Source organism: Nocardioides lacusdianchii, assembly GCF_020102855.1.
Lineage (GTDB): Bacteria > Actinomycetota > Actinomycetes > Propionibacteriales > Nocardioidaceae > Nocardioides > Nocardioides lacusdianchii.
Genome location: NZ_JADHZD010000009.1, coordinates 26,115 through 48,314 on the forward strand (window position 1 = coordinate 26,115; position 22,200 = coordinate 48,314).

17 protein-coding genes are annotated in these 22,200 nt (G+C 72.6%); 6 read left to right on the forward strand and 11 right to left on the reverse strand.

The features are described 5' to 3' along the window. Window positions 1-114 precede the first annotated feature (114 nt). The 3 genes from IRX98_RS13850 to IRX98_RS13860 are packed head-to-tail and all read right to left on the reverse strand — an operon-like array spanning window position 115 to window position 3,622. Window positions 115-1,704, reverse strand: coding sequence for a carboxyl transferase domain-containing protein (locus tag IRX98_RS13850; RefSeq protein WP_443683704.1), 1,590 nt, complete (start codon window positions 1,702-1,704; stop codon window positions 115-117). Between the two features lie 9 nt (window positions 1,705-1,713). Then, the gene (locus tag IRX98_RS13855; protein WP_224277701.1) at window positions 1,714-2,910 is read right to left on the reverse strand and encodes a sensor histidine kinase; all 1,197 of its coding nucleotides are present in this window, start codon (window positions 2,908-2,910) and stop codon (window positions 1,714-1,716) included. A gap of 7 nt (window positions 2,911-2,917) precedes the next feature. Continuing rightward, a complete protein-coding gene (locus IRX98_RS13860) occupies window positions 2,918-3,622 on the reverse strand; it encodes a response regulator transcription factor (RefSeq protein WP_235745685.1) in 705 nt (234 codons plus the stop codon). A 367-nt stretch (window positions 3,623-3,989) separates the two neighbouring features. On the opposite strand from IRX98_RS13860, the gene IRX98_RS13865 reads away from it, so the two are divergent. Continuing rightward, window positions 3,990-4,541: an SACE_7040 family transcriptional regulator gene (locus IRX98_RS13865; RefSeq protein ID WP_207083368.1), complete on the forward strand. Its 552-nt coding sequence runs from the start codon at window positions 3,990-3,992 to the stop codon at window positions 4,539-4,541. A gap of 13 nt (window positions 4,542-4,554) precedes the next feature. Here the strand turns inward: IRX98_RS13865 and IRX98_RS13870 are convergent, their stop codons facing one another. Continuing rightward, window positions 4,555-5,250, reverse strand: a complete 696-nt coding sequence (locus IRX98_RS13870) for an SWIM zinc finger family protein (protein ID WP_224277703.1) — start codon at window positions 5,248-5,250, stop codon at window positions 4,555-4,557. After that, window positions 5,247-7,994: a DEAD/DEAH box helicase gene (locus tag IRX98_RS13875; protein ID WP_224277705.1), complete on the reverse strand. Its 2,748-nt coding sequence runs from the start codon at window positions 7,992-7,994 to the stop codon at window positions 5,247-5,249. The genes IRX98_RS13870 and IRX98_RS13875 overlap by 4 nt, the downstream gene beginning before the upstream one ends. A gap of 83 nt (window positions 7,995-8,077) precedes the next feature. Between IRX98_RS13875 and IRX98_RS13880 the strand changes: the two genes are divergently transcribed. The 3 genes from IRX98_RS13880 (at window position 8,078) to IRX98_RS13890 (ending at window position 11,565) form a co-directional block, all read left to right on the forward strand. Next, a complete protein-coding gene (locus IRX98_RS13880) occupies window positions 8,078-9,259 on the forward strand; it encodes a dipeptidase (RefSeq protein ID WP_224277707.1) in 1,182 nt (393 codons plus the stop codon). 82 nt (window positions 9,260-9,341) lie between these two features. Beyond that, entirely contained in the window at window positions 9,342-10,916 is a 1,575-nt protein-coding gene (locus IRX98_RS13885; protein WP_308045008.1) for a DHA2 family efflux MFS transporter permease subunit, read from the forward strand. Between the two features lie 118 nt (window positions 10,917-11,034). Continuing rightward, a complete protein-coding gene (locus tag IRX98_RS13890) occupies window positions 11,035-11,565 on the forward strand; it encodes a hypothetical protein (RefSeq protein ID WP_224277709.1) in 531 nt (176 codons plus the stop codon). Window positions 11,566-11,616: 51 nt separating this feature from the next. Here the strand turns inward: IRX98_RS13890 and IRX98_RS13895 are convergent, their stop codons facing one another. The 3 genes from IRX98_RS13895 to IRX98_RS13905 form a co-directional block, all read right to left on the reverse strand. Continuing rightward, window positions 11,617-13,767, reverse strand: a complete 2,151-nt coding sequence (locus tag IRX98_RS13895) for a RecQ family ATP-dependent DNA helicase (protein ID WP_224277711.1) — start codon at window positions 13,765-13,767, stop codon at window positions 11,617-11,619. A 123-nt stretch (window positions 13,768-13,890) separates the two neighbouring features. Then, window positions 13,891-14,904, reverse strand: coding sequence for an SGNH/GDSL hydrolase family protein (locus IRX98_RS13900; protein WP_224277713.1), 1,014 nt, complete (start codon window positions 14,902-14,904; stop codon window positions 13,891-13,893). 98 nt (window positions 14,905-15,002) lie between these two features. Further along, window positions 15,003-15,809: a 2-phosphosulfolactate phosphatase gene (locus IRX98_RS13905; protein WP_224277715.1), complete on the reverse strand. Its 807-nt coding sequence runs from the start codon at window positions 15,807-15,809 to the stop codon at window positions 15,003-15,005. 131 nt (window positions 15,810-15,940) lie between these two features. Here IRX98_RS13905 and IRX98_RS13910 point away from each other — a divergent pair, with 131 nt between their 5' ends. Further along, the gene (locus IRX98_RS13910; protein ID WP_224277717.1) at window positions 15,941-16,462 is read left to right on the forward strand and encodes a collagen-like protein; all 522 of its coding nucleotides are present in this window, start codon (window positions 15,941-15,943) and stop codon (window positions 16,460-16,462) included. Window positions 16,463-16,492: 30 nt separating this feature from the next. Here IRX98_RS13910 and IRX98_RS13915 read toward each other — a convergent pair whose 3' ends face one another. Next, complete coding sequence (locus IRX98_RS13915; protein ID WP_308045013.1) at window positions 16,493-18,439, reverse strand: M13 family metallopeptidase; 1,947 nt, start codon at window positions 18,437-18,439, stop codon at window positions 16,493-16,495. 134 nt (window positions 18,440-18,573) lie between these two features. On the opposite strand from IRX98_RS13915, the gene IRX98_RS13920 reads away from it, so the two are divergent. After that, on the forward strand, window positions 18,574-19,980 hold the full coding sequence (locus tag IRX98_RS13920; RefSeq protein ID WP_224277719.1) for a hypothetical protein: 1,407 nt from the start codon (window positions 18,574-18,576) through the stop codon (window positions 19,978-19,980). Window position 19,981: 1 nt separating this feature from the next. On the opposite strand, the gene IRX98_RS13925 is transcribed toward IRX98_RS13920, so the two are convergent. After that, window positions 19,982-20,959: an NADPH:quinone oxidoreductase family protein gene (locus IRX98_RS13925; protein WP_224277721.1), complete on the reverse strand. Its 978-nt coding sequence runs from the start codon at window positions 20,957-20,959 to the stop codon at window positions 19,982-19,984. Between the two features lie 24 nt (window positions 20,960-20,983). Next, a complete protein-coding gene (locus tag IRX98_RS13930; RefSeq protein WP_224277722.1) occupies window positions 20,984-22,195 on the reverse strand; it encodes a M15 family metallopeptidase in 1,212 nt (403 codons plus the stop codon). Window positions 22,196-22,200 lie beyond the last annotated feature (5 nt).

Consider the following 22,200-nt stretch of genomic DNA (forward strand, 5'->3'; position numbering starts at 1 on the left):
TGGTTTCAGCTTCGCTGGTTGAGGTGCGAGGAGCGCCGGCGACGAGCCTCGAAACCTGACCGGGGAGTGTGGCCTCGAGGCTCGCTGCGCTCGCACCTCGACCACCGAGGGGGACTACATGCGAAAGATCCCGTACCTCGGCTCGGGGATCGGGGTGTACGACGTCGCGGCGAGCGCCATGCCGAGCACCCGGCGGGTGTCGGCGGGGTCGATCACGCCGTCGTCCCACAGCCGCGCGCTGGCGTAGTAGGGCGAGCCCTGGGTCTCGTACTGCTCGCGGATCGGCGCCTTGAAGGCCTCGACCGCCTCGTCGTCCTCGAGGTCGGTGCGGACGGTGGCCAGCACCGAGGCGGCCTGCTCGCCACCCATCACCGAGATGCGGGCGTTGGGCCACATCCACAGGAAGCGCGGGTCGTAGGCCCGTCCGCACATGCCGTAGTTGCCGGCCCCGAACGAGCCGCCGATGACCACGGTGAACTTCGGCACCACGCTGCACGCGACCGCGGTGACGAGCTTGGCGCCGTCGCGGGCGATGCCCTTGTTCTCGTACTCGCGCCCGACCATGAAGCCGGTGATGTTCTGCAGGAACACCAGCGGGATGCCGCGCTGGTTGCACAGCTCGATGAAGTGGGCGCCCTTGAGCGCCGACTCGCTGAAGAGGATGCCGTTGTTGGCCACGATGCCGACCTCGTAGCCGTCGATGCGGGCGAAGCCGCACACCAGCGTGTCGCCGTAGAGCTTCTTGAACTCGTGGAACCGGCTCCCGTCGACGACCCGGCGGATGACCTCGCGCACGTCGTACGGCGTACGGGTGTCGGTGGGGACCACGTCGTAGAGCGACTCCGGCGGCTCGTGCGGCTCCTCCACCTCGGCGCGGGGCTCGCGGGCCGGGCGGGCGGCGGGCAGCGTGTCGACGATCGAGCGCACGATGGCCAGCGCGTGGGCGTCGTCCTCGGCGAGGTGGTCGACCACCCCGGAGGTGCGGGCGTGGACGTCGCCGCCCCCGAGGTCCTCGGCCGAGACCACCTCACCGGTCGCGGCCTTCACCAGCGGCGGGCCGCCGAGGAAGATCGTGCCCTGGTCGCGCACGATGACGGTCTCGTCGGACATCGCCGGGACGTAGGCCCCGCCGGCGGTGCAGGAGCCCATCACGCTGGCGATCTGCGGGATGCCCTGCGCGGACATGTTGGCCTGGTTGAAGAAGATCCGGCCGAAGTGCTCGCGGTCGGGGAAGACCTCGTCCTGCAGCGGCAGGAAGGCGCCGCCGGAGTCGACGAGGTAGATGCAGGGCAGGTGGTTCTCGGCGGCGATCGTCTGCGCGCGGAGGTGCTTCTTGACCGTCATCGGGTAGTAGGTGCCGCCCTTGACGGTGGCGTCGTTGGCCACGATCACGCACTCGCGGCCCGAGACCCGGCCGATGCCGGCCACGACGCCGGCGGACGGGACAGCGTGGTCGTCGCCGTCGGCCCCGGAACCGCTGCCGTACATGCCGTACGCCGCCAGCGGGGCGAGCTCGAGGAACGGGCTGCCGGGGTCGAGCAGCCGGTCGACCCGGTCGCGGACCAGCAGCTTGCCGCGGTCGGTGTGCTTGCGGCGCGCGCTCTCCGACCCGCCCTGTCGCACCCGGGCGAGCCGGGCGCGCAGGTCGTCGACGAGCTCACGCATGGTCGGGGGACCCTGGATCGGGCTCAGCTGCTCGGACACGGGCTCAGGTTAGCGATCGTTAACCTCAGGCGTCCAGTGGCGGAACTCCCCACGCAGCGTGGTGCCACGACCCGGCGCGGTCTCGAGGTGGAGGATGCCGCCGGCCGCCGCGACCCGGGCCTCCATCCCGAGCAGGCCACCGGGGGTGACCACCTCGCGGTCGAAGCCGCTGCCGTCGTCGCTGACGCTGAAGCTCAGGTGCGGCCGCCCGCGGAGGGTGACCAGCACCGCGCTCGCCCCGGCGTGCTTGGCAGCGTTGGTCAGCGCCTCGAGGATGCAGAAGTACGCCGCCGCCTCCACCTGCCGGTCCGACCGACCGACGTCGGCGACGTCGAGGGTCACCGGGACCGGCGAACGGCGTGCGGCGGACTGGAGCGCGGCGACCAGGCCGCGCTCGGCCAGCAGGGGCGGGTAGATGCCACGCGCGAGCTCGCGCAGCTCGAGCAGCACCTCGCGGTTGTCGGCGGCGAGCTGTCCGAGCAGGGTGGCGGCGCCCTCGTCGCGCCCGGCACGCAGCTCCGTGCGCGCCCGCTCGATCGTCACGCTCATGGCGAGCAGCCGCTGCTGGGCGCCGTCGTGGAGGTCGCGCTCGAGGCTGCGGCGCGCCGCGTCGGCGACCTGGACGATGCGCGTGCGCGACTCGACGAGCTGGTCGGACTGCTCGCGCAGACGGGTGTAGGCGTCGCGGACCAGGTAGGTCACCACGAGCACGCCCGCGGGCAGGGAGGAGGCGATCACTACCGCGTTGACCCACCACAGGTCGTTGAGCGCCTCCGTCCGGCGCCACTCCCCGATGGCCACCACGCCGGCGCTGCCCAGGATCGCGAAGACGCCCAGCACGTTGAGCCACAGGCGCGAGACGTAGGGGATCGCCACCAGCATCGGGATCAGCATCAGCAGCGCGGTGAGCGGACTGAGGTTGGGCGTGGCCCAGGTGCCACCGACACCGAAGGCAGTCGCCGACAGGGTGAGGCCGACCAGCACCGCCGCCGTCCCGAAGCGGCGCGCCAGCGGCAGCGTCGCGAGCATCAGCAGGAGGGACAGCGCCATCACCGCGAGGTCGACCTCGACCGCGGTGTGCCGGAAGCCCAGCGCGTACGACGCTCCCAGGACCACCGTCGACCCGCTCAGGGCGTAGAGGTTGATGCGCAGCAGGCGGGCCAGGGCCGGGTCGAGCGCGTCCCAGCCCGACAGCAGGGCCTTCACCGGCTCCTCATCGACGCGGCGGCACCCCGCCGCTGCCCACGCCGACACCCGCCTCGCTGAGGAAGACCAGGGTGGCGGCGACGCGGCGGTGCACGGGCGCGTCGGAGGGCAGGTCGAGCTTGGTGAGGATCGAGCTGATGTGCTTCTCCACCGCCCGGTCGGTGACCACCAGCTCCTCGGCGATCGCCGCGTTGGTCATCCCCCGCGCGACCATCCCGAGCACCTCGAGCTCGCGCGGGGTGAGCCGGTCGAGCAGGGAGTCGTGGCGACGGGTGCCGGTGGCCATCAGGGCGTCGACGACGATCTGGTCGATCACCGACCCGCCGGCGGCGACCGTGCGCAGCGCCGCGACCAGCTCGTCCACGTCGGCCACGCGCTCCTTGAGCAGGTAGCCGCGACCGTCGCTGCCCTCGCGCACCAGGTCCAGGGCGTACTCGACGTCGGAGTACTGCGTCAGCGCCACCACCCCGGTGCCGGGGTGCGTGCGCCGCAGCTCGCCCGCCGCGCGGATGCCCTCGTCGGTGAAGTCGGGCGGCATCCGGATGTCGGTGAGCACCACGTCGGGGTGGTGCTCCTCGACCGCGGCCATCAGCTCCGGGAGGCTGGTCGCGGTGGCGACCACCTCGAGGTCGTCGCAGGCCGCGAGCAGGGCGAGGATGCCCGCCCGGAGCAGGTCTCCGTCCTCGGCCAGGACGACCCGGATCCGCGTCATGCGCGCAGCGTAGCCACGGCGCGACCCCGGCGTCTGTAGAGCAGGCACCACACCCCGGCAGGATGTGTCGCAAGGTGTGGCCGTCGCGTGTCCCGCGCGTGTGGATCGGTTTTGCTGCTGTGGGGTAGACCAGAGGTGGTGCTGGCACCACTGCGGCGATCCGCCCCGAGGAGGACACTTCTCGACGGATGCCAGGTGCACTGATCGTGGGGATCAGTGGGCCGCTGCGGGGGTGCGGCCCACTGGAGCACGACATGGGGAGGCACGTGTGATTCCGCTCGCGGTCTGGCAGGCGCAGCAGCGCCCGGTGGCGCTCCCGACCCCGCGCGCGCCGCATGACGGGTCGTCGGGCACTAGCCTCGGCCCCGTGACCCCCCGCCGGCAGCAGATCCTCGACATCGCGGCCGACCTGTTCGCCGCGCGCGGCTTCCACGGGGTCTCGGTCGTCGAGCTCGGCTCCGCCTGCGGCATCTCCGGGCCGGCGCTCTACAAGCACTTCGAGTCCAAGGACGCGATGCTCGCCGAGATGCTGGTGAGCATCAGCGAGACCCTCCTCGCCGAGGGCCGTAGCCGCGTGGCCGGCGCCGACGGCCCGCGCGAGGCCCTCGAGGCCCTGGTCGAGTGGCACATCCAGTTCGCCATCGAGCACCCCGCCCTCATCGTCGTGCAGGACCGCGACTGGAGCAGCCTGCCCGACGAGGCCCGCGAGCGCGTGCGCGCGCTCCAGCGGGCGTACGTCGACGTGTGGGCCACGCAGGTGCGCCGCTTCCACACCGGCCTCAGCCCGGAGGCGTCCCGCACCCGCGCCCACGTGCTCTTCGGCCTGCTCAACTCCACCCCGCACAGCGGCCGGCTCCCCGACCCGCAGATGCACGACGTGCTCCGCGACATGGCGCACGGAGCCCTCGGCCTGACCTGAGGCGCCGGCGCGCTCACATCGCGTCGAAGGGGCTCTCCTGCTGCAGCAGCCGCGCCGCGCGGACTGCGGCGTCCTCGGCCACGACGAGGTCGTCGAGCTCCTCCGGTCCCTCACCTGCGCGATCGCGGTCCTCCTCCGACCCGCCGCGCGGCTGGTGGATGCGGTGCAGCTCGCGCAGCACCCGCTCGCGCGAGAGCCCGCGCAGGTGGGTGAGCACGAAGGGGTCGGCGGCGATCAGCCACGCCAGCTGGGTGAGCACGGCCAGCGCGTGCGGGCACGGGTCGAGCCAGGCCTCGCACGTGCAGGCCGAGCCCAGCTCGCCGCCGTACGGCAGCAGCTCGACGCCCGCCTCCTCCACGGCCTCGACGAGGGTGTGGGGCAGCTCGCCGGCCATCAGCGCCGCGATGCGGCCCGCCTCGGCGGCGACGAGCTCGGTGAAGGCCGACGCGTCGGAGTCGTCGAGCACCGGCACCGTCACCTCGACGGTGAAGGTGTCCTGGCCCTCGCCCACCGCCGCCACCGCGGCGCCGTCGGAGACGGTGATCGCCCCCACCGCCCCGGCCCGGGCGAGCGCCCGGCCGCGCCTGAGGTCCTCGGCGCTGTAGGCCGCCTCCTCGACCGAGCGCAGCACCGCCTTGCTCCACCACGTGCCGGAGCCGCCGCCGCGCCGGGCGGCCAGGCGCGGGTGGGTGGTGCCTGCCGCACTCATCGGCGCAGCTCCACGAGGTCGCGCAGCTCGGCGTCGGACAGCTCGGTCAGCGCGGTCTCCCCGCGCGTGAGGACCGAGTCGGCGATGGACCGCTTGCGGGCCAGCAGCTCGGCGATCTTCTCCTCGATCGTCCCCTGGGTGATCGCGCGGTGCACCTGCACCGGCCGGGTCTGGCCGATGCGGTAGGCCCGGTCGGTGGCCTGGTCCTCCACCGCGGGGTTCCACCAGCGGTCGAAGTGGATGACGTGGTCGGCGCGGGTGAGGTTGAGCCCGGTGCCGCCCGCCTTGAGCGACAGCAGGAAGACCGGCACCTCCCCGGCCTGGAAGCGCGCCACCATCGCGTCGCGCTCGCGCACGGGCGTGCCGCCGTGCAGGAACTGGTGCGGGACCCCGGTCGTGGTCAGGTGGCGCTCGAGCAGCCGCGCCATGGCGACGTACTGGGTGAAGACGAGGACAGCACCGTCCTCCGCCACGACCGTGCCGACCAGCTCGTCGAGCAGGTCGAGCTTCTCGGAGCGACCGCGCAGGCGCGGGTTGGCCTGGCGCAGGAAGTGGGCCGGGTGGTTGCAGATCTGCTTGAGCCCGGTGAGCAGCTTGAGCACCAGCCCGCGGCGGGTCTCCTCGTCGGCCTCCTCGATGCGGCGCATCGACTCGCGCACGAGCGTCTCGTAGAGGACGACCTGCTCGCGGGTCAGCCCCAGCACGTGGTCGGTCTCGGTCTTGGGCGGCAGCTCCGGCGCGACCCCCGCGTCGGACTTGCGCCGGCGCAGCAGGAACGGCCCGATCAGGTCGGCGAACTGGCGCGCCTTGGTCGGCTCGAGGCCGGACTCGATCGGTCCGGCCCACACCTTGCGAAAGGCGTTGCGGCTGCCGAGCAGGCCCGGGATCGCCCAGTCGAGGATCGACCAGAGCTCGGTGAGGTCGTTCTCGACCGGGGTGCCGGTCAGCGCGACCCGGGCGGTGCACGGGATCGTGCGCAGCGCGCGGGCGGCGGCCGAGCGGGAGTTCTTGATGTGCTGCGCCTCGTCGGCGACCACGAGGTCCCACGCCACCTCGGACAGCAGCTCGGCGTCGTTGCGCATCGTGCCGTAGGTCGTCAGCACGAAGCCCGCAGTCACGCCGTCGAGGTCGCGCGCGCTCCCGTGGTGGCGGCGTACGGCGACGCCGGGGGCGAAGCGGCGGATCTCGGCCTCCCAGTTGCCGAGCAGCGACGCCGGGCACACCACGAGCGTCGGACCGCGGGTGTTGTCGGTGGTCGGGTGCCCGGCGAGGGACGAGCCGGGTGTATCGAGACCCGCCCGGTGCAGGTGCAGCGCGATCACGGTCACCGTCTTGCCGAGGCCCATGTCGTCGGCCAGGCAGGCGCCGAGCCCGAGCGAGGTCAGCTCGGCGAGCCAGGAGAGACCGCGGCGCTGGTAGTCGCGCAGCTCGGCCCTCAGGGCAGGGGGCACGTCGACCAGCGCGCCGGTCGCGGCGTCGCGGAGCCGGTCGCGGACCGTCAGCAGGCTCGCGCCGACGACGGCCTCGTAGGGGACGTCCTCGATGTCGACGACGCCGGTCAGCGTCGCGGCCAGCGCCTGCACGGGGGTCACGGTGCGGATCAGCCGCTTGCGGGCGCGCTTGATGATCCCGGAGTCGACCGCGACCCAGTTGTCGCGCAGCTTGATGATCGGGCTCGCCGTGCGGGCCAGCTCGTCCATCTCCTCCTCGGTGAGCTCCTCGCCGTGCAGCGAGACCTGCCACTCGAAGCCGAAGAGCGCCTGCGGGCCGAACAGCCCGTCCTGCAGCGGCTCCTCGCGACGCCCCGGCGCGGACCGGTGGCCCAGCTCGACGCGCTGGGTGACCTCGCGGTCGAGGTACTTCGGCCACAGGACCGGGTGCCCGGCCTCGGTGAGCGCCGCCGCCCCCTCGTCGAGGAGGGAGAGGATCTCGTCGGAGTCCAGCGTGATCTCGTCGGGGACCCGGAGGTCGAGCAGCCGCTCCAGCACCGGCCAGGCGTCGGCCGCCGAGCGCAGCGCGATGGCGGCGTGGGTGCGGGCGCGCTCGCCGAAGCCGTGCGCCGCCTCCGGACCGGACTCGGCCCACAGCTCGGATGCGTCGGCCATGTGGGCGGCGTTGTCGACCGCGTGCACCTGCGTGACAAGGCGTACGGCGCCGGCGACCAGCTCCTCCTCGTCGGCCTCGATGCGGAAGGAGATCGTCACCAGGTGCGGCCGGTCGTCGCGGGCACGCGTGCGGATCCGCGCGATCCGCTGCTGGAGCCGGTCGCTGAACTCGTCCGGGCTCTGCGACCCGACGGGCGCCGGCACCGCGGCCGCCGGGGCGCGGTGGCGCGATCGCCCGGGCGTCGTGCGCGGGACGGTGTCGACCACCGCGTCGAGCAGCGCCCGGACGGTGCCCTCGGCGGTCGCCTCGTCGAAGCCGTCCCAGGCCCGCGAGCGGGCCAGCTCGCCGATGCGGCGCTCGTCGTCGGCGTCGAGGCCGGCGACCTGCCAGTGGCGGCCCTCGGGGTCCGGGGCGAAGCGGCCCGACGCCACCAGCTGCAGGCCCATCAGCGCAGCGCCGGCGAGCAGCGCGACCGACGGGTGCGGCTCGTCGGCGTCGCGGACCTTGCCCAGGACCGGGAGCGCGCCGCGGATCGGCAGCACGATCGTGCGGCGCTCGTCGGTGAACTCGATCGAGCCCTCCCGGGGCGGCTCTCCCACCAGCAGCCTGGCGGGACCGGTGACCGGGACAAAGCTCATGCAGCACCCTTCGTTGATCCGCTCGACCTGACGCTAACGCCTCGGACCGACAGGGAGTTCCCCGGCGACTACCGTCGGGCGGCATGGACGTCGCCGAGCTGCTCGCCGCCCACCCCGTCATCGACGGGCACAACGACCTGCTGTGGACCGCGCGCGCGGCAACGGCGTACGACTTCGCCCGCCTCGACGTCGGCGCCGGCGGCACCCCCACCCACACCGACCTGCCGCGGATGCGCGCCGGCGGGATGGGTGCGCAGTTCTGGTCGGTCTACGTCCCGACGCGCCTCACCGGCGACGACGCGGTGAGCGCCACGCTCGAGCAGGTCGACGCCGCGCGCCTGTTGACCGACACGTACGCCGACCAGCTGGCGTGGGCGACGACCGCCGACGAGGTCGAGCAGGCGTGGGCGTCGGGCCGGATGGCCTCGCTCATGGGCGCCGAGGGCGGGCACTCGATCAGCTGCTCGCTCGGCACGCTGCGCCAGCTCCACGCCCTCGGCGTGCGCTACCTGACGCTCACCCACAACGCGAACACGCCCTGGGCCGACTCCGCCACCGACCGACCGGTGGCCGGCGGGCTCACGGAGTTCGGCCGCGAGGTCGTGCGGGAGATGAACCGCCTCGGCATGATGGTCGACCTCTCGCACGTCTCCGCCGACACGATGCGCGACGCGCTCGCCGTCAGCGAGGCGCCGGTCGTTTTCAGCCACAGCTCGGCCCGCGCGGTGACCGACAGCCCGCGCAACGCCCCGGACGACGTGCTGGAGGCGACGGCCCGCGGTGGCGGCGTGTGCATGGTGACCTTCGTGCCGAAGTTCGTGAACGCCGCCTGCGCCGACTGGCACCGGGAGATGGTCGCGGCCGCCGCGGCCGAGGGCGTCCCCGAGTCCGACGGCGAGCGGTTCGGCGCCTTCCAGGACGCCTGGGTGCCCGACCACCCGCAGCCGCGCGCGTCGCTCGCCGACGTCGTGGCGCACGTCGAGCACGTCCGCGACGTGGCCGGGATCGACCACGTCGGCCTCGGCGGCGACTACGACGGCGTCGAGACCCTGCCGGTCGGGCTCGAGGACGTCTCGACCTATCCGGCCCTCGTCTCCGCGCTGGCCGACCGCGGCTGGTCGGAGGCCGACCTGGCCCGGCTCACCTGCCGCAACACGCTGCGGGTGATGCGGGAGGTCGAGGCGGTCGCACGCGACCTGCAGCAGGTGCGCGGTCCGAGCCTGGCGCGCATCGAGGACCTCGACGGCGTACGCCCGGGGGCCTGAGACCCGCGTCCACCCCGCGGGGTGACGCAGCCCACCCGAAAAGGAATAGGTGGTTGTCGACGGCAACCAATATCGTTCTCGGGTGACCGACACCCAGATCGACTCCGGCGAGACGCGGCCGGACAGCTCCGACAAGCTCGACAAGAACGTCCTGATGGTGGCCGGCGTGGTCGTCCTCGGGGCGATCATGTCGATCCTCGACATCACGGTCGTCTCGGTGGCCCTCGAGACCTTCCAGCGCGAGTTCGACGCCACCGCGGCCGAGGTCGCCTGGACGATGACCGGCTACACCCTGGCGCTGGCCAGCGTCATCCCGCTGACCGGCTGGGCGGCCGACCGCTTCGGCACCAAGCGCCTCTACCTCCTGGCGGTCCTGCTCTTCACCGCGGGCTCCGTGCTGTGCGCCGCAGCGACGTCGCTCGAGATGCTCGTCCTCTTCCGGGTGCTGCAGGGTCTCGGCGGCGGCATGCTGATGCCGCTCGGCATGACGATCCTGACCCGCGCCGCCGGCCCCGAGCGCGTGGGCCGCGTGATGGCGGTCCTCGGCATCCCGATGCTCCTCGGTCCGATCTTCGGCCCGATCCTCGGCGGTGCCCTGATCGACAGCGCGTCGTGGCACTGGATCTTCCTGATCAACCTGCCCATCGGCATCGCCGCGATCGTCTACGCCTGGATCGTGCTGCCGAAGGACGAGGTCGAGCCGTCGGAGACCTTCGACTGGCTCGGCATGGTGCTGCTCTCCCCCGGCCTCGCCGCCTTCCTCTACGGCATCAGCTCGATCCCCGAGGAGGGCACCGCGATGGCCGCGCGCGTGCTCGTGCCGATGATCCTCGGCATCGCGCTGATCGTCGCCTTCGTCCCGTGGGCGCTGGCGCGCCGCAACATCCACCCGCTGGTCGAGCTGCGCCTGTTCAAGAACCGCAACATGACCGTCGCGGTGCTGGCGATGATGCTCTTCGCGATCGCGTTCTTCGGCGCCTCGCTGCTCTTCCCGCTCTACTTCATCCAGGTGCGCGGCGAGGACGCCCTCGGTGCCGGCCTGCTGCTCGCACCGCAGGGCATCGGCGCGATGGTGACGATGCCGATCGCCGGCATCCTGGCTGACCGCATCGGCCCCGGCAAGATCGTGCTCACCGGCATCAGCGTGATCACCGTCGGCATGGCGATGTTCACCCAGATCGGCGCGGACACCTCCTACACCTACATCCTCGCCGCCCTCTTCGTGATGGGTCTCGGCATGGGCGGCACGATGATGCCGATCATGACCGCCGCGCTCGCCACCCTCACGGCGCACAACGTGGCCCGCGGCTCCACCCTGCTCAACATCACCCAGCAGGTCGCGGCCTCGATGGGCACTGCGCTCTTCTCGGTGATCCTCACCAACGAGCTCAAGGGCAAGGAGTCGGTCGCCGTGGCCGGCGCCGTCCAGGAGGCCGGCAACGACCAGGGTGCTGTCGCGGGCGTGCTCGAGCGCTTCGGCCTCTCGCCGGCCGAGCTCGACAGCGTGCTCGCGCGAGTCCCGGGCGACATGGCTGACTCGTTCGCGACGGTCTTCATCGTCGCCACGATCCTGGTCGCGTGCTGCCTGATCCCGGCGGCGTTCCTGCCCCGCCGCAAGGTCGCGCCGGTCGACCCGACCGCGATGATGGGTCACTGACCGGGCACTTCGTTCTCCTGAAGCACCTCGACCGGGCACTTCCTCGCGCTGCGTGCGTGGGGAAGTGCCCCTTCGGCGCGGGTGGTTCGTCCGCCCCCTCCCTCCTATGCTTCGAGACGTGGACGGACTCGGGACGGAACTTCCTCAGCGCCATACCGTCGTGTGGTTCCTGCTCATCGCGGCACTGGTCTTCGCAGTGCCGGTCCTCCGCACGGGCCGCTCGGCGATGGGCGAGTCGGGAGGACCGGCGATCGGTGGCTGGGCGATGGCGGCGGTGATGGCGCTCGTGCTGGTCGTGGTGCCGCTGCTGCTCGTGCGCAGCATCCTTGCCCGCCACACCTACGTCTCCGATGAAGCTGTCTCGGTGGTCACCGGCGGCGACGTGCGGCAGCAGATCGCCTTCGACGACCTCGCGGAGGTCAAGGTCCGGTTCTCCGGTCGTGGCGGCAGCACGCTGCGCAACGAGAAGGTCTTCCTCTCCGGCTCGCTACGCACGGGCAGCGGCACCGTGCTCGTGTCGCGGTTCCACGTCGACTCGCTCCAGCCCCTGCTCCAGCGCCTCGAGGCCGAGGTGGCGGAGCGGCCGGAGCTCCTCAAGGGCGAGGTCGAGCGGGACGTCTTCGAGCGTGCGCTGGCCACGGCCCCCTGACGCAGGTCCGCGCGGCCCGCGTGACGGGCGCTGCGGCCATGCAGTCGGCCGCTAGGACCGGCTGCCCAGCCACAGCGGCAGCACCGCGCTGGCACCGGCCTCGCGCAGCGCGACCGCGGCGAGCGTCGAGCTCCACCCCGTCTCGACCAGGTCGTCGACCAGCAGCACCGTGGCGCCCGGCGGCACCTCGGCGACCAGCCCGCTGCGGCGGCGTACGGCGGCGACGCGCTGCGCGGAGTTGGACTGACCGGCACGCGGGGGCACGGTCGCGTCGCGCACCGCCCAGGTGCCGACGACCGGCACCTGCATCACCCGCGCGAGGCCTTCGGCGAGGTCGCGCGTCAGCGTCGGCCGGGTCGCCGACTCGGTCACGACGATCGCGTCGGGCCGGCTGCGCCACTGCGGCGCCCAGTCCTTCATCACGTCCATCACCGCCTGCGCCAGCCCGGGCGGGACCGGACCGTCGGGGGTGTCCTCGCGGAAGAGGTCGCGCAGCGCCTGGCCGTGGCCGAGGTCGGTGAGCCGGGCGACCGCGCGGCCCGGCTCGGCGCCGGCGGAGATCTTGCCCCTGAGGTCGAGGCCGAGGTTGGCCAGCGCGGTGGGCCACATCCGGCGCGGGTCGATGGTGACGCCGGGGCGCGAGAGCCGCTCACCAGCCTCGGCGACCGCGGCCTCGCTCACCGACGTCGACAGGTCGAGACCGCCGCAGTTGTCGCAGCGCCCGCAGTCGGTAGCGCCCTCGTCGTCGAGCTGCTCGCGCAGGTAGCGCATCCGGCACTGGTCGGTGTCGAGGTAGCCCAGCATGGCCTGCTGCTCGCGCTCGCGTGCCTCGGCGACGCGGGCGTAGCGCTCGGCGTCGTAGTGCCAGGGCCGGCCGGTGGCGATCCAGCCGCCCTGCACCCGCTGCACCGCACCGTCGACGTCGAGCACCTTGAGCATCGACTCGAGCCGGTTGCGACCGAGCTCGACACGGGTCTCGATCGTCGCGGTGGAGAGCGGACGCTCGGAGTCGGCGAGCGCGGCCAGAGTCTCGCGCACCTGCTCCTCGCGCGGGAAGCCGAGGGAGGCGAAGTAGGCCCAGATGTCGCGGTCCTCGACCTGCGGCAGCAGCACGACGGTGGCGTCGTCGGTGCCGCGCCCGGCACGGCCGACCTGCTGGTAGTAGGCCACGGGCGAGGCGGGTGCGCCGAGGTTGATCACGAAGCCGAGGCTGGCGTCGAAGCCCATCCCGAGCGCGCTGGTCGCGATGAGGGCCTTCACCCGACCGTCCACCAGGGCCTGCTCGAGGCCGTGACGCTCGTCGGCCTCGGTCTGGCCGGAGTAGGCCGCGACCTCCAGGCCGCGGTCGCGGAGGTAGCCGGCGACCTCCTGGGTGGCGGCGACGGTGAGGCAGTAGACGATGCCCGACCCGGGCTGCTCGGCGAGGTGGTCGGCCAGCCAGGCCAGGCGCTGCTCCGGCGTCCTGAGACGTACGACGCCGAGGCGCAGCGACTCGCGGTCGAGGGTGCCGCGCTGCACGAGCACCGCGGAGTCGCCCGTGCCCTCGGCGTGCACCCCGAGCTGCTCTGCGACGTCGCCGGTGACGCGGGAGTTGGCCGTCGCGGTCGTGGCCAGCACCGGGATCCCCGCCGGCAGCTCGGCCAGCAGCGTGCGGAGGCGGCGGTAGTCGGGGCGGAAGTCGTGGCCCCAGTCGGAGATGCAGTGGGCCTCGTCGACCACCAGCAGGCCGCACGTCGCGGCCAGGCGCGGCAGCACCTCGTCACGGAAGCCGGGGTTGTTGAGTCGCTCGGGGCTCACCAGCAGCACGTCGACCTCGCCGGCATGGATCTGGTCGTTGATCGGCTGCCACTGGTCGATGTTGGTGGAGTTGATGGTCACCGCGCGGATGCCCGCACGCTCGGCCGCGGCGATCTGGTTGCGCATCAGCGCGAGCAGCGGGCTCACGATGACGGTCGGGCCGGCGCCCTCCTCGCGCAGCAGCTTGGTGGCGACGAAGTAGACCGCCGACTTGCCCCACCCGGTGCGCTGCACGACGAGCGCGCGACGGTGGTCGACCGCGAGCGCCTCGATGGCCGCCCACTGGTCCTCCCGCAGGACGGCGTCGTCGCGTCCGACGAGGGCCCGGAGGTGGCGCTCGGCGGACTCGCGGGCCGAGCGGCGTACGTCGTCGGCGACGGGTGCGGCGGGAGTGGGGGTGGTCATGTCCCCTGTCTACCAACAGGGACCGACGGCCCGCCCGGCGGTTGCGTAGTCCACCGGGAAGTGGTCGTTCGGCGCGACGGCCGGCAACCACGTCCCGGTGGACTACCCGGGGGTCGAGAAGGCTCAGCGACGCGCGCTGCGCTCCAGGAACTTCTCGATGTCGACCCCGGCCCGACGGGCGTCACGACGTGCCTCGGGGGTGGTGAGGTCCGGGGCCACGAAGGTCTCCGGCTCGATGGAGCGGTCGGCGTCGGCGTACTGGCTCTGGAGCGCGGCCTGCTCGTCGGCCGAGGAGGAGGACTCGGCGACGACCTGGGCGGTCACGGCGACGGCGGCGCCGGTGAGCAGCGGGCTCACGGTGGGGGTGTAGCCGCTGGCGTGGCCGTTGGCCTTGGGGTGGTAGCTCTCGCTGATCGGGCTGGACAGCCCGTTGATCCACTCGTCGTCGGCGCAGACGGCGTGGCCGACGAAGCGGCTGGTGGGGTTGGCGAAGGAGAAGCCGGCAGCCGACGCGGCAGCGGCGAGACGGCTGTTGAGCAGGTCGGCGGTCTGGTTGAGCCGCGTCTGCTCCGCCGGGGAGAACCACGTGAAGGCGTTGCAGTCCTCACCGTTGAAGATCCGCGGGTAGCCCACGACCACGACCTTGGCGTACGGCGCACGCGCGCGGATCTGGGAGTAGAGGGTCGTCAGCCGGGACGGCAGGGTGTTGTTGACGAAGGACTGGGCGGAGTTGATCGCGCCGTCACAGTTGCCGGCCCACCAGGGCGTGGCGCAGGTGGTGAGCACGTCGGCGAAGCCGGCGTCGTTGCCCCCGACCGAGATCGACACGTAGTTCGTCGCCGACGTCAGCGCCGCCAGCTGGGTGTTGGTGACGTCGGGGATGGTCGCGCCGGAGCAGGCGCGGAAGTTGAGCGCGTAGCCGCGAGCGGCGGCGATCAGGCTCGGGTAGGCCGAGGTGGAGCGCTGGCAGCTGGTGCCGTCGCTGATGTAGGAGCGGGTGCCGGTGCCTGAGGCGTAGGAGTCGCCGAGGGCGACGTAGGCCGGCGCGGCGGCCTGGACCGGCTGGAGAAGGAGCGGCGTGAGCAGGCCGGCGAGGGCCGAGCCCAGCACTGCCAGGCGTCGAGTCGTGCGATTCATCTGTGTGAGTCCTCCGAGATCGTGGCCATCCGAGTGTGACCGCGCTCACAGTAGGCAATGCGGCCCCGCCGCCACCAGACCGAACGGTCAGGTTTTGCTCACGATCCGACCCGGCGCAGCCGCGGGCCGTCCGGCGGCAGGGTCGCGGCGTCACGGAACGACTCGCCCACCAGCACCGGCACCACCTCGCTGACGTCGTGCTGCGCGGCGATCTCCACGTCGGCCACGAAGCCGGCCTCCCGGAGCTCGCGACCGCCGGCGCAGTCGAGCAGGTCGGTCGGGAGGTCGGTCGCGCGCCACGCGGCGACCGCCATCCGCGCCTCGGGGCTCGCACCGGCGTCGACCCCCGGAGCGTCGAGGAGCGCGTCGAGGACCGCGCCCGCGCCCCACAGGTCCTCGGCCGCCGGGCGCAGCGTGTCGTCGTACCACCGCTCCCCCGCAGGTACGACGACCACGCTCGCGCCGGCGGCCACCCGCGGCGCCAGCCACCGGGCGACGGCGCCGGCGTTGCGCAGGCACGCGCCGACCACGCTCGAGCCAGCGTCGGCGAGCGCGAAGGCGATGGTGGAGCCGTTGGGCGAGGGCAGCACGAGGCGCTCCACCCCCTCGACCTCGGCCAGGCTGGCCGGCGAGAGCGAGACGTGGCGCGCGTCGCCGCGCGAGAGCGCCTCGAACCTGCCGACCGCCAGGGTCGCGGCGTGGCGCATGGCGTGCTCGGCCGCCCGGGCGTCGCGCCAGCGGAACGGGAAGACCTCGATGCCGCGCTCGACCGCGACGCTCAACGTGGTCGTGAAGGACAGCACGTCGACGACGACGGCGTAGTCGGCTCGCACGGCCTCGGCGCCGGTCGGCCCCCACTCGAGGCGCAGGCGATAGCTGGACTGGTCGTGGCCCGGGATCGTCACGGGCTCATTCAACATCCTGCGCAGGGCTGTCACGGAAATCGCGGATCGGCTCCCGGGCACCGCCGCGCAGTCCTACCCTCGATCTCCACAGCCAGCCAACAGAAGGCCCACATCGAACCCTGGAGTGTCCCGTGAAGACCACGCCCCGCACGGCCCTGGCCGTCCTCGTCGCCGTCATCGCCCTCGTCCTCTCGGCCGCAGCCGGCGCCACGGCGTCCCGCCTCATCACCGGCAAGCAGGTCAAGGACGGCAGCCTCACCTCGGCCGACGTCAAGAACCGCACCCTCAAGCCCAAGGACTTCTCGGCGAAGGCGAAGAGCAAGCTCCGCGGTCCCGCCGGCGAGACGGGCCCGCGGGGCGCGACCGGCCCGGCCGGCCCCCAGGGCGCCGCGGGCCTGAGCGGTTTCGAGGTGATCACCCGCACGGTGTCGATCCCGGGCCTGGGTGGCACCGACTCGATCACCGCCGCATGCCCTGCGGGCAAGAAGGCGATCGCCGCGACCGCGGGGTACGCCGCCCCGCTGGTGAACCTGGTCAGCGAGGTCACCCGCACCAGCGACACCGCCTTCAGTGCGAGCGGGCTCAACCTGCTCGGCAGCCTGACCGGTCAGGTCCTCACCCTCGACGTGGTCTGCGCGACCATCCCGAGCTGAGCGACGAGCAGGGCCGCCTCGCGGCCCTGCTCACCAGATCCGGACGCGCGACTCCGGCTCGAGCCACAGCCCGTCGCCGGGCGCGGTCTCGAACACGTCGTGGAACTCGTCGAGGTTGCGCACGATGTTGGCGCGGAACTCGGCCGGGCTGTGCGGGTCGATCGTGAGGTACTGCAGCTCCTGCTCCTTGCGACGCTTGGTGCGCCACACGTGGCTCCAGTTGAGGAAGAGCGAGCGCCGGTCCTCGACCGAGGCGTCGCCGCCCTGGCTGATGACGTACGCCTTGTGCGCGATCGTCAGGCCGCCGAGGTCCCCGATGTTCTCGCCGACCGTGAGGCTGCCGTTGACGTGCTCGCCGGGCAGGTTGCGCGGCTCGAAGGCGTCGTACTGCGCGATGAGGGCCTGCGACTTGGCCTCGAACGCGGACTTGTCGTCGGCGGTCCACCAGTCGTGCAGGTTGCCGTCGCCGTCGTACTGCGCACCCTGGTCGTCGAACCCGTGCCCGATCTCGTGGCCGATGACCGCGCCGATGCCGCCGTAGTTCTCCGCGTCCGTGGCGTCAGGGCTGAAGAACGGGGGCTGGAGGATCGCGGCCGGGAAGCAGATCTCGTTGGTGCCGGGGTGGTAGTAGGCGTTGACCGTCTGCGGGAGCATCAGCCACTCGTCGCGGTCGACCGGCTGGCCGACCTTCTCGAGCTGGCGGTCGGTCTCGAACGCCGAGGCCGACGCGACGTTGCCCATCAGGTCGTCGGCGGAGATCTCGAGCTCGGAGTAGTCGCGGAACTCCGTCGGGTAGCCGATCTTGGGGTAGAAGCGGTCGAGCTTGTCGTACGCCTTCTGCTTGGTGTCCTCGCCCATCCAGTCGAGCGTCTCGATCGAGCGGCGGTAGGCCGTCACGAGGTTGGCGACGAGCTCGTCCATCATCTGCTTCGACGTGGGCGGGAAGTGCCGCGAGACGTAGACCTTGCCGACGGCCTCGCCGATCGCGCCCTCGACGAAGTCGACGCCGCGCTTCCAGCGGGCGCGCAGCTCGGGGGTGCCGTTGAGGGTGCGGCCGTAGAAGTCGAAGTTGGCCTCGACGAACGGCTCGGGCAGGTAGGGCGCGGAGCTGCGGACGATGCGCACGTGCAGGATGTCGCGCCAGGTCTCGATCGGCGTCTCCTCCAGCACCGTGGACAGGTGGGAGAAGAAGTCGGGCTGCATCACGATCGTGGTGCGCAGCGTCTCGTCGCTGCCGCCGAGGGCCGCGACGTAGGTCGACCACTCGAAGGCCGGGCAGAGCTCGCGCAGCTGCTCGAGCGAGAGGTGGTTGGTCGTCTTCTGCACGTCGCGGGTGGCGGCGGCCTCCCAGTGGCCCTCGGCCAGCCGGGTCTCGTAGGCCAGGACGCGGGCGGCCGCGCCGGCTGGGTCCTCGTGCTCGCTCAGCGTGAGGAGGGTCGTGAGGTACTTCTCGTAGGTGGCGCGGATCTCGGCGAACTTCTCGTCGCGGTAGTAGGACTCGTCGGGCAGTCCGAGCCCACCCTGGGCGAGGTAGACGATGTTCTTCGAGGCGTCGACCCGGTCGGGCGTGATGTAGGAGCCGAACAGCCCGGGGCCGCCGATGCGCTCGAACATGCCGAGGAAGTCGGCGAGGGCGGCGAGGTCGCCGATCGCGTGGGCGCGGTCGAGCAGGTCGCGGACGGGCTCGAGGCCGAGCGCCTCGATCCGCTCGGTGTCCATGAAGGAGGCGTAGAGCGCCGCGATCTTGGTCTCCTCGTCACTGGAGAGCTGGTCGGCGGGACGGTCGGCGAGCTCGGTGATGATGTCGCGGACCTGCTGCTCGGCGGCGTCGGCGAGGGCGATGAAGGCACCCCAGCTCGACTTGTCCGAGGGGATCTCGGTCTCGTCCAGCCAACGCCCGTTGACGTGGCCGAACAGGTCGTCCTGGGGGCGGATGTCGGGGTTCATGCCCTCGCGGGCGTCATCGAGGATCGTCACGCCTCCGACCATAACGTCGCGCGCCCAGCACACGCGGAGCCGGACCGGTCCAGACCAGGTGCTGGCACGAGTGGCAAACCCGCCCGGATGGGTGAGTCTGGACCGAGCCACACGGCTCCGATCGGGAGGACCTCATGTTCGTACGCGCCCGCTCCCTGGCCCTGCTCGTCTCGACCGGCGTCCTCGTGGCCGCGGCCGCCGCCCCGCCCGGCTCGGCGGCGAGCGCGGAGCGTGTGACGCCGCGGTCGTGGCAGCCGCTGACCTCCAGCGTCTCGCCCAACTTCGCGCAGGCGGCGGTCGCGCGCACGGCCGACGGCACCCAGCACGTCGTGTGGATCGTGGACAACCCCGACCGCACCCACAACTACGAGCACACCACGATCTCCCCGAGCGGCTCGCAGGGCCGGGTCACCCGCGTCCTCGCCACCGACTGGGCCCAGCTCAGCACGCCGGTGGACCTCGGCGTGAACGCCGACGGCAGCCTCCGCCTGGCGTTCCGCGGGACCGCCGACGGCGACACCTCCAACTTCTTCACCTACAAGGGCGTCTACACCGCCGTCTCCGGCGACGGCGGCGCGTCGTGGGTGCTGCCGCGCGAGGTGCTCGCGCCGAGCATCAGCGACGGCGGCGTCACGATGGCGTACACCCCCGACGGCACGCCGATCACCGGCTACGGCGACACCGGCGGGTTCCACTGGAACGTCGGGACGGTGCCCGAGGCCGCACTCCCGGCCGCGACGGTGCAGGAGTTCACCGACCACGACGCCAACGCCGCGAGCCTGGTGGCCACCGGTTCGGCCGTGCTCGTGGTCTACCAGAGCATCCGGGGCTCCGGGATCTACGCCCGGCAGGTCTGGCCGTTCCTGGGCGCGCCGGTCCGCGCGCCCGGCACCTACACCAACCCGGGCCAGCCGATGGCCGTGGTCGACCGGCCCGGAGTCGGGCCGGTGGCGGCCTACGCGATCGACGGGGAGGTCGTGCTGTGGGACATCGCCGCCAACGGCATCCACCGCGTCCGGGGCATGGACGGCCCCAACAACGTCGCGCTGGCGAGCCTGCCCGACGGCCACCTGTGGGTCGCCGCCCAGGGGCCGATCGGCTACACCCCGCGGGTCTCGCGGGTCTCGGCGCGGGGCTGGACCATCGACCGCAGGCCGGTCCGGCTCGACGACCTCTACAGCACGTTCGGCCTCGAGGTCAGCAGTGCCGGCGCGCTGCGCGCCGAGCTGCTCCTGACCGGCAACGAGGCCGGCGACCCGTCGCGGATCCAGGCAATGTCCGCGCTGGCGCAGATGAGGCTGCGGGCCACGCCCGGCCGGTGGCGGGTGAACCGGGCCCAGCGGGTCGTCTTCCGGGTGACCGACGTCGACGGCGGGGTGGCCGGGGTGAAGGTCCGCGCCGCCGGTCGTCGCTGCACCACCAACGGTGCCGGGCGCTGCGCGATCCGGTTCCCCGGGCAGGCCCGACCCGGACGGATCACCGTCAAGGCGACCAAGCGCAGCTACTACCCCGTGAAGGCGAAGCTGCGCGTGCGCCGGTGAATCAGCGGACCCGCACGACCGACTTGCCCAGGGTGCGGCGCTCGTCCATGTCGACGAGCGCGCGCCCGAAGTCGCCGAGCTCGTACGTCGCACCGACCGGCGGTCGCACGACACCCGAGGCGATCATCGGCTCGAGGCGGTGCCACTGCTTCTGCATGTAGCCCGGGCGGGTCATGGCGTACGCCCCCCAGCCGACACCGCGGACGTCGGTGTTGCCCAGCAGGAGACGGTTGACCTTGACCTCGGGGATGCCCTGCCCGGCGGCGAAGCCGACCACCAGCACCCGCCCCTGCTCGGCGAGGCAGCGCAGCGAGTCGGTGAAGGCGGGGCCGCCGACGACGTCGAGGACCACGTCGACACCCACGCCCTGGGTCAGCTCCTTGACGGCGTCCTTGAAGTCCGGGCCGACGACGACCTCGTCCGCTCCCGCGGCGCGCGCGAAGGCGGCCTTCTCCTCGGTGCTCACGACGGCGATGGTGCGGGCGCCGAGGCCCTTGGCGACCTGCAGGGTGGCGGTGCCGACCCCGCCGGCCGCACCGTGGACGAGGACCGTCTCGCCCTCGCGCAGGCTCCCGCGCTCCTCGAGCGCGAAGAGGGCGGTGAGGTAGTTCATCGGCAGCGCCGCGCCCTCGTCGTACGACAGCGCGTCGGGCAGCGCGAAGGTGAAGATCGCCGGGTTGGCGACCTGCTCGGCCGCCCCGCCGTGGAGGTTCACGCCCGCGACCCGCTGGCCGACGCTGAAGCCGCTGGACTCCGGCGAGCCGGGGTCGAGGACGACGCCGGCGAAGTCGACGCCGAGCGTGAAGGGCGGCTCGGGCTTGAACTGGTACTCCCCGCGGCTCAGCAGCAGGTCGGGGAAGGCCACCCCGACGCTGTGCACCTCGACGAGCACGTCGTGGGGGCCGGGGGTCGGCGGGTCGACGTCGCGGACCTCGATGTCGGCTGGACCGGTGGGCGTGAGGACCTGGACTGCCTTCATGCAAGCGAGCCTAGGGGGCCGTGCTCAGCCGACCGCCTTCACCTCGCTGAGCTCGAAGTGCATCGGGTCGGTGTAGCGCCAGTCCCCGCCCCACGCGAAGCCCCACGTCTTGAAGATCGCCACCACGTCGCGGTCCATCTCCCCGACGGTGCCGCGCAGGTTGCCGGGCACGTTGAGGTCGAGGGCCAGGCCGAAGGAGTGGTTGGACAGGGTCGTGGTGTTCGCGATGAAGCGCGGGTAGTAGCAGCCGGCGTACTCGCCGGGGTTGATCTCGTCGGCCAGCCCGCGCTGCTGCACCTCCAGCAGCGCCGCGCGCAGCTGGGGGAAGAGGTCCTCGTGGCAGGTGACGCTGCCGAGGATCGGCACGACCTCGGTGCGGATGTTGGCCGCCACCCACGCGGGGTCCGGCGCGATCCGGTTGCCGCCGACCACGCGGTAGCGGTAGGTCCCGACGACGCTGCCCAAGGTGCCACCGGTCGGGATGGCGGTGAGCCGGGCGTCGGGGTCGAGCCCGATCCGCGATGCGACGTCGAGCATCTGGACCGACACGTCCTCGCCGACCAGCCGCTCGAGGGGCTTGCGGATCGTGGCGGGGGTGATGTCGTCGGTCGAGATCAGCAGGCCGTTGCTCGTGGCCATCTCGATGTCCTCGGCCCACGCGGTGTTGACCACCATGTCGATCGTCGGGATCTGGGGGGTGTACGCCCCCACGTGCAGCACCGGGGCGTCGTCGTCGTTGCCGAGGCGGATCATCCCGTCGTCGTCCGCGAGCCGTCGCGCGACGGCGCGGTCGATCGCCAGCTCGCCGCCCGCCACCCGGTCCCAGGCCTCCTGGAAGTCCGCCACCTCGGCGCGGGTGAAGTGGCGGTAGTCGGCCGGGTCGACGGACGCGACGGTCAGCACGCGGTTCTCCAGGCTGACCTGGCCGAGGCCGATCCGCTCGGTGTGCGCGACGCCCCTGAGCTTCTCGATCTCCTCGACCAGGTCGTCGTCCAGCGGCTGGTCCCACTGTACGAGGATGTCGGCGCTCCACAGCCGACCGTCGCGCTCCCCGGGAGGGTCGACAGCGTGCTCCGGGTCCGCGACCGGGACGGCAGGCGTCGTCGGTGGCTCGGTGGAGGAGGGCGCCGGCCCGGGCTCCGGTTCGCCGGTGCTCCCGGCCTCGCTGCAGGCGCCGAGCAGCAGGACCAGCGCGGCCGCTGCCACTCCGCCCCGCAGTCCCCGTCGCCCGTGCATGCCAC

What these genes read in the sequence shown, in the direction of transcription:
- IRX98_RS13930 (WP_224277722.1), bottom strand. Translation starts at nt 22,195, where the DNA reads ATGCACGGGCGACGGGGACTGCGGGGCGGAGTGGCAGCGGCCGCGCTG.
- IRX98_RS13880 (WP_224277707.1), top strand. Translation starts at nt 8,078, where the DNA reads ATGGACGTCGCCGAGCTGCTCGCCGCCCACCCCGTCATCGACGGGCAC.
- IRX98_RS13920 (WP_224277719.1), top strand. Translation starts at nt 18,574, where the DNA reads ATGTTCGTACGCGCCCGCTCCCTGGCCCTGCTCGTCTCGACCGGCGTC.
- IRX98_RS13860 (WP_235745685.1), bottom strand. Translation starts at nt 3,622, where the DNA reads ATGACGCGGATCCGGGTCGTCCTGGCCGAGGACGGAGACCTGCTCCGG.
- IRX98_RS13870 (WP_224277703.1), bottom strand. Translation starts at nt 5,250, where the DNA reads ATGAGTGCGGCAGGCACCACCCACCCGCGCCTGGCCGCCCGGCGCGGC.
- IRX98_RS13925 (WP_224277721.1), bottom strand. Translation starts at nt 20,959, where the DNA reads ATGAAGGCAGTCCAGGTCCTCACGCCCACCGGTCCAGCCGACATCGAG.
- IRX98_RS13875 (WP_224277705.1), bottom strand. Translation starts at nt 7,994, where the DNA reads ATGAGCTTTGTCCCGGTCACCGGTCCCGCCAGGCTGCTGGTGGGAGAG.
- IRX98_RS13900 (WP_224277713.1), bottom strand. Translation starts at nt 14,904, where the DNA reads ATGAATCGCACGACTCGACGCCTGGCAGTGCTGGGCTCGGCCCTCGCC.
- IRX98_RS13895 (WP_224277711.1), bottom strand. Translation starts at nt 13,767, where the DNA reads ATGACCACCCCCACTCCCGCCGCACCCGTCGCCGACGACGTACGCCGC.